This is a genomic window from Comamonas guangdongensis (assembly GCF_041079535.1).
Classification (GTDB): domain Bacteria; phylum Pseudomonadota; class Gammaproteobacteria; order Burkholderiales; family Burkholderiaceae_C; genus Comamonas; species Comamonas guangdongensis.
Genome location: NZ_JBFYGN010000003.1, coordinates 257,363 through 263,630, shown reverse-complemented (window position 1 = coordinate 263,630; position 6,268 = coordinate 257,363). Strand labels below are relative to the sequence as shown.

The 6,268-nt window shown below is 64.1% G+C and carries 5 protein-coding genes; 3 read left to right on the top strand and 2 right to left on the bottom strand.

Annotated features, from left to right (window positions below; genetic code table 11):
* Window positions 1-236: 236 nt before the first annotated feature.
* Window positions 237-1,469: a multidrug effflux MFS transporter gene (locus tag AB6724_RS04270; protein WP_369337260.1), complete on the top strand. Its 1,233-nt coding sequence runs from the start codon at window positions 237-239 to the stop codon at window positions 1,467-1,469.
* Between the two features lie 170 nt (window positions 1,470-1,639).
* On the opposite strand, the gene AB6724_RS04265 is transcribed toward AB6724_RS04270, so the two are convergent.
* Both AB6724_RS04265 and orn read right to left on the bottom strand, forming a co-directional pair.
* The gene (locus AB6724_RS04265; RefSeq protein ID WP_369337259.1) at window positions 1,640-3,700 is read right to left on the bottom strand and encodes a DEAD/DEAH box helicase; all 2,061 of its coding nucleotides are present in this window, start codon (window positions 3,698-3,700) and stop codon (window positions 1,640-1,642) included.
* A gap of 263 nt (window positions 3,701-3,963) precedes the next feature.
* A complete protein-coding gene (orn, locus tag AB6724_RS04260; RefSeq protein ID WP_439329823.1) occupies window positions 3,964-4,572 on the bottom strand; it encodes an oligoribonuclease in 609 nt (202 codons plus the stop codon).
* 30 nt (window positions 4,573-4,602) lie between these two features.
* Here orn and AB6724_RS04255 point away from each other — a divergent pair, with 30 nt between their 5' ends.
* A complete protein-coding gene (locus AB6724_RS04255; protein WP_369337258.1) occupies window positions 4,603-5,904 on the top strand; it encodes a M48 family metallopeptidase in 1,302 nt (433 codons plus the stop codon).
* 19 nt (window positions 5,905-5,923) lie between these two features.
* Entirely contained in the window at window positions 5,924-6,268 is a 345-nt protein-coding gene (locus tag AB6724_RS04250) for a 4a-hydroxytetrahydrobiopterin dehydratase (protein WP_369337257.1), read from the top strand.

Below are 6,268 nucleotides of genomic sequence, written 5' to 3'. Positions count from 1 at the left end.
GGCTCTTAGCTCAGTTGGTAGAGCAGCGGACTCTTAATCCGTTGGTCGAGTGTTCGAATCACTCAGGGCCCACCAAATTCCAAGCCAAAGCTCTAGCATGAGCTTTGGCTTTTTTTCATGGCCTGCGCCCAAGCCGCAGAACGCGGCCCGTCTTCCCCCCCACAGACTCACGCAGGCCGCGCCATGCCGCTACAGTATGCTGCTGCGCCCCTGCGAGCGCGCGGCACACCTTATCTATGCAAAACGACCTCTCCACGTTCTGGCGCGGCCCGCGCTGGACCCTGGCCGTACTTCTGGCCATCCTGGGCATGCTGGGCCCGTTCTCGGTAGACACCTATATTCCCGCATTCGCGGGGATTGCGACGGCGCTGGGCGCCACCCCGGTCGAGATGCAGCAGACGCTGTCTGCCTATCTGTTCGGCTATGCCTTCATGAACCTGTTCCATGGCGCGCTGGCCGACAGCTTCGGCCGCCGCCCCGTGATTCTCTGGGGGCTGGTGATGTTCACGCTGGCCTCGGCGGGCTGCGCCCTGTCGCAGAATATCACCCAGCTGGTGCTGTTCCGCACGCTGCAAGGCCTGTCCACGGGGGCCGGCATTGTGGTCTCGCGCGCCATCGTCCGCGACATCTTCCCGCCCTCCCAGGCCCAGAGCCTGATGGCGCAGATCACCATCTTCTTCGGCATCGCCCCGGTCATCGCCCCCATGATGGGCGGCTGGCTGTTTGTGCACCTGGGCTGGCAGGCGGTGTTCTGGTCTCTGACCATTGTCGGCGTGCTGCTGTGGGCCATCAATCTGCGCTTTCTGCCCGAATCACTGCCGGCCGCCAAGCGCCAGCCGTTTCACGTCGGGCCGCTGATGCGCGGCTACGGCACGCTGCTCAGCGATCCGCGCTTTCTGCTGCTGGCCCTGGCCAGCGGCGTGCCTTTCAACGGCATGTTCCTCTATCTGCTGTCGGCGCCGGCATTTCTCGGCGATCTGCTGCATCTGGAGCCCACGCAGTTTTTCTGGTTCTTCCTCGCCACCATAGGCGGCATCATGGCCGGCAGCTGGACCAGCGGGCGCCTGGCCGGGCGCATCCCGCCCAAACGCCAGATCCGCCACGGCTTTCTCGTCATGTGCGTGACCTCCATCCTCAATCTGGCGGCCAATATGCTCTGGAGCCCCCACGTGAGCTGGGCGCTGATTCCCATCAGCCTGTTCTCCTATGGCTGGGCACTGATGGTTCCCGTGGTGACGCTGCTGGTGCTGGACATCCACCCCGAGTGGCGCGGCCTCGCCTCCTCGTTGCAGGCCGTGGTGGGCTCGATTGCCAACGGCCTGGTGGCCGGGGTGATCGCCCCTCTGGTCATGCACTCCGGCGTGCTGCTGGCCACGGGCTCGCTGCTGCTGATGCTAATCGGCCTAATGGCATGGATTTATCTGCATCACCGCTGGCCCGAGATCGGACGTCATGCCTCGGAGCAATGAAATAAGCAGAGCTGCCAGCGCTTGATGCGCCACGCTTTCAGCTCAAAAAACCGCTGAAAGCATTCAATATCAGGCGCTAGCCGCTATTCTTTTAAAAGCAGCAGACGCAAAAAAGCCGGCTTCGAGAGCCGGCTTTTTCATGCCTCGGGCCAAGGCCCGAAGCGGTGCGATCAACGCTCGTCGCGACGCGGGGCGCGGGGCTTGCGCTCGAAGCTGCGCTCGCCGCCACGCTCGCCATGAGGCTGGTAGGGCTTGCTGGCCGTCTTGCCAAAGGCAGGACGACGGTCGCCGCCGCCAAAGCCGCGCGCTTCACCGCCGCGGAAGCCGCCTTCGCGACCACCTTCGCGCGCGCCGTGGCCGGCATCGCGGCCGCCGAAGCTCTTGCGCGCGAAATCGCCGCCTTCACGACGCGGAGCGCCGAAGCCGCGCGATTCGCCGCCGAAGCCGCCACGTTCACCGCCGCGATCGTTGCCACGGTCAAAGCTGCGTTCGCCGCGGTTGTCGTCGCGACGCTCGAAACTGCGCTCAGGACGATCGCCACCAAAGCCGGGACGGCCACCGCCAAAACCGCGATCACCGCCGCGATCGCCACGATCGGCAAAGCGGTCACCACGCGGAGCACCGAAGCCACCGCGATCGCCGCCGCGGTCATTGCCGCCACGGCCACCGCCGAAGCCGCCGAAGCCGCTCTTGCGGCCATAGCCGTCACCGTCGCGACGCGCGCCGTAGCCACCGCGACCACCGCCGCCACCACCGCGACGACCGTCACGCTCGCCCGCGGCGGGGAAGCGCTGCACGGGTTCCAGACCCGGAATCACTTCGGACTTGAATTGCTGGCGGGTATAGCCTTCGATGTCGAACACGCGACGACGGTCGCGGAATTCGGCAAAGGTCACGGCCACACCTTCGCGACCGGCACGACCGGTACGGCCGATACGGTGGGTGTAGTCTTCGGCCTTCATGGGCAGGCCGTAGTTGAAGACGTGGGTGATCGTGGGCACGTCGATGCCGCGGGCAGCCACGTCGGTAGCCACCAGGATTTGCACCTGGCCATTGCGCAGCGCCATCAGGCGGCGGTTACGCAGACCCTGGCTCAGCGCGCCGTGCAGTGCCACGGCCGAGAAGCCGTCCTGCTGCAGGTCGTTGGCCAGACCGTCGCACTCCACCTGGGTGGAGGCAAACACGATGGCCTGGTTGATGCTGCTGTCGCGCAGCCAGTGATCCAGCATCTTGCGCTTGTGCTGGGCGTTGTCGGCCCAGAACAGCACCTGCTTGATGTTCTCGTGCTTTTGCTGAGCCGTGGCAATCGTGATCTTCTGCACATTGGCGCCGTTGTCATGCATCACACGCATGGCCAGCTGCTGAATGCGCGGCGCAAAGGTGGCGCTGAACATCATGGTCTGCTTGCGCTGGGCAGTCATCTGGTTGACTTCTGCCAGATCGTCGGCAAAGCCCAGGTCCAGCATGCGGTCGGCTTCGTCCACCACTAGGAACTGCACCTGGTCCAGCTTGATCTGCATGGAACGCTGCAGGTCCAGCAGACGGCCGGGCGTAGCCACCACGAGGTCGGCGTTCTGCAGCTTGGCGATCTGCAGCTGATAGGGCATGCCACCCACGATGTTGGCGATGCGGATGCCGCGGCAGTGCTTGACCAGCTCGATGGCGTCATGCGCCACCTGCTGGGCCAGCTCACGCGTGGGGCACAGCACCAGGGCGCCGGGCACGGCAGCCTTGAAGTTGCGGGCGTTGGTCGGGTCCTTGCGCTTGGGGCGCTTAGGGGCGGGCTGGCCGTTGGCTGCGGCTTCTGCGCACAGGCGGTCGAACTCGGCCTTGGCAGCAGCGTCGGCTTCAGCGCGTTGCTTGATCAGCGTGTGCAGCACGGGCAGCAGGAAGGCAGCCGTCTTGCCCGAGCCGGTCTGGCTGGACACCATCAGGTCCACAAAGGGCTGCTCGCCACCGCTGTTCATGGCCAGGGGAATGGCCTGCTCTTGCACGCCCGTGGGCTTGGTGTAGCCCAGGTCGGCCACGGCTTGCACCAGCTCGGGCGCCAGGCCCAGTTCCACAAAGCCGTTGGGTTCGGCTTCGGCTTGCTCTTCAGCAGCTGGTTCGGCATCAAATTCCTCGGCATCTACGGCAGCCAGCATGGCGTCGAGGCGGGAATCCAGTTCAGGAGAAGACAAAGACATATCGGCAGCGGCCACTTGGCCCTGCTCCAGGGATTTTTCAGTCATGAAAAACTCACGAAAAAAGCGACGCAGTCAGCGACCTGCTCACTTCTTTTGACGGTTGGTTATCAACATCCACCGTCAGACTTTGACTGCCCGTTCGCAAAAGGGGCAGATGGGCGTTATGGCTTGGCGTGTCGGCTGGATGTAGGCCGCTGCACGCAAGTAAGAACCCGGTGTGTGATGGAGATGCGCAAATTACCCATTGATCGGGTAAGCGCTCAATTATCACATACACCGGGTTTTCCCGCAAGCAGCGGGGTCAAGGCTCAGACGCTCAGCAGTTGCTGGCGATAGTGCTGCAGCTCGTCTATCGATTCATGCACATCGGCCATGGCCGTGTGGCGCTGTTTTTTCTTGAACGAGCTGTAGGCTTCGGGCTTCCAGCGCTTGGCCAGCTCCTTCAAGGTGCTCACATCGATATTGCGGTAATGGAAGAAGCTGTTGAGCTTGGGCATGTAGCGCTCCATGAAGCGCCGGTCCTGACCTATGCTGTTGCCGCACAGCGGCGTCTTGCCCTTGGGCACGTATTTGCTCAGGAAGGCGATCAGGGCCGCCTCGGCCTGCGCCTCGGTCACGGTCGAGGCCTTGACCTTGTCGATCAGACCGCTTCTGCCATGCGTGCCCTTGTTCCAGGCGTCCATGCCGCCCAGCAGCTCGTCCGACTGGTGGATCGCGAACACCGGCCCCTCGATGCGGGTCTGCAGGTCGGCACTGCTCACCACCACGGCAATCTCGATGATGCGGTCATGGTCGGGATTGAGCCCCGTCATCTCGCAGTCCAGCCAGACCATATTGAGATCGGATTTGGGCAGGACGGGTGGCTGTACAGCCTCGGGCGCGGCGGTGGCGGAATTCGTGCAACAAGCTTCAGACATGGCGCAAATTGTCGCCTACACTGCCAATACATGGCTTCCAACCTAGATTTTTCCCTCGCGCTGTCGCTGCTGTTTGCGGCGGCCGTGGTCCTGCAATGGCTGCTGCGCGTCTGGCTGGTATCGCGCCAGGTGCGACATGTGGCCAGCCACCGCGCCGCCGTCCCCGCCACCTTCGCTCACCGCATCAGCCTGGCCGCGCACCAGAAAGCCGCGGACTACACCCTGGCCAAGGCCAAGGTCTCGCTGATCGACATCACCCTGTCCGCGGCCGTGCTGCTGTGCTGGACCCTGCTGGGCGGGCTCGATGCGCTGAACACCTGGCTGCTGGGATTGCTCGGCCCCGGCATGTGGCAGCAACTGGCGCTGCTGGCCGGCTTTGCGCTGGTTTCCGGCCTGATCGAGCTGCCGCTGTCGCTGTACCAGACCTTCAGACTGGAGCAGCGCTTTGGTTTCAACCAGATGACTCTGGCCCTGTGGCTGGGCGACCTGCTCAAGTCCACCCTGGTCGGCGCCGTCATTGGCCTGCCGATAGCGGCACTGATCCTCTGGCTCATGGGCGCCGCCGGCCCCATGTGGTGGCTCTGGGCCTGGAGCGCATGGACGGCGTTCAATCTGCTGCTGATGTGGATCTTCCCCAGCTTCATCGCCCCGCTGTTCAACAAGTTCGAGCCGCTGGCCGATGAGGCCCTCAAGACCCGCGTGACCACTCTCATGCAGCGCTGCGGCTTCGCGGCCAAGGGCCTGTTCGTAATGGATGGCAGCCGCCGCTCGGCCCATGCCAACGCGTATTTCACGGGCTTTGGCAACTCCAAGCGGGTGGTATTCTTCGACACCCTGCTCAAGCAGCTGAACGCCGACGAGGTCGAGGCCGTGCTGGCCCACGAGCTCGGCCACTTCAAGCACAAGCACATCACCAAGCGCATGCTGCTGATGTTCGGCGTTTCCCTGCTGGGCTTTGCGCTGCTGGGCTGGCTGAGCCAGCAGCTGTGGTTCTACTCGGGCCTCGGCGTCGCGCCACTGATCGACCAGAGCTTCGGCCCGGCCGCCGGCAACAACGCCATGGCCCTGCTGCTGTTCATGCTGGCCGTGCCGGTGTTCAGCTTCTTCGTCACGCCGCTGCTGTCCGCCATGTCGCGCCGCGACGAGTTCGAGGCCGACGCCTATGCCATGCAGCAGGCCGACGGCGCGCAGCTGGCCTCGGCGCTGCTCAAGCTTTACGAAGACAATGCCTCAACCCTCACACCAGATCCCTGGTATGTGAGCTTTTACTATTCGCATCCGCCCGCAGTGGATCGCCTGGCACGCATGCCGGCGCCCGCGGGCAGTTTGTAACCCCAGCAGAGCTTCCGACATGAGCCCCTCCACCTTGCAACAGAAAGACTGGTCCCAGCACAAGCGCAGCGCCCTCAGCGCCGAGCAGGTGCGCGAGCAACTGGCCGGCCTCGACGGCTGGCAGCTGCTCGGCGACGCCGGCCACGGCGCCATCAGCAAGACCTACCGCTTTGCCAACTTCTACGAAACCATGGCGTTTGTGAATGCCCTGGCGCTGATCGCCCACCAGCAGGACCACCACCCCGACCTCGAGGTGAGCTACGACCGCTGCAAGGTCAGCCTGAACACCCACGATGTGGGCGGCATTTCCGAGACCGATATCGACTGTGCGCGCCGCATCGAAGCCCTGCTGAAGCTGGCCTGA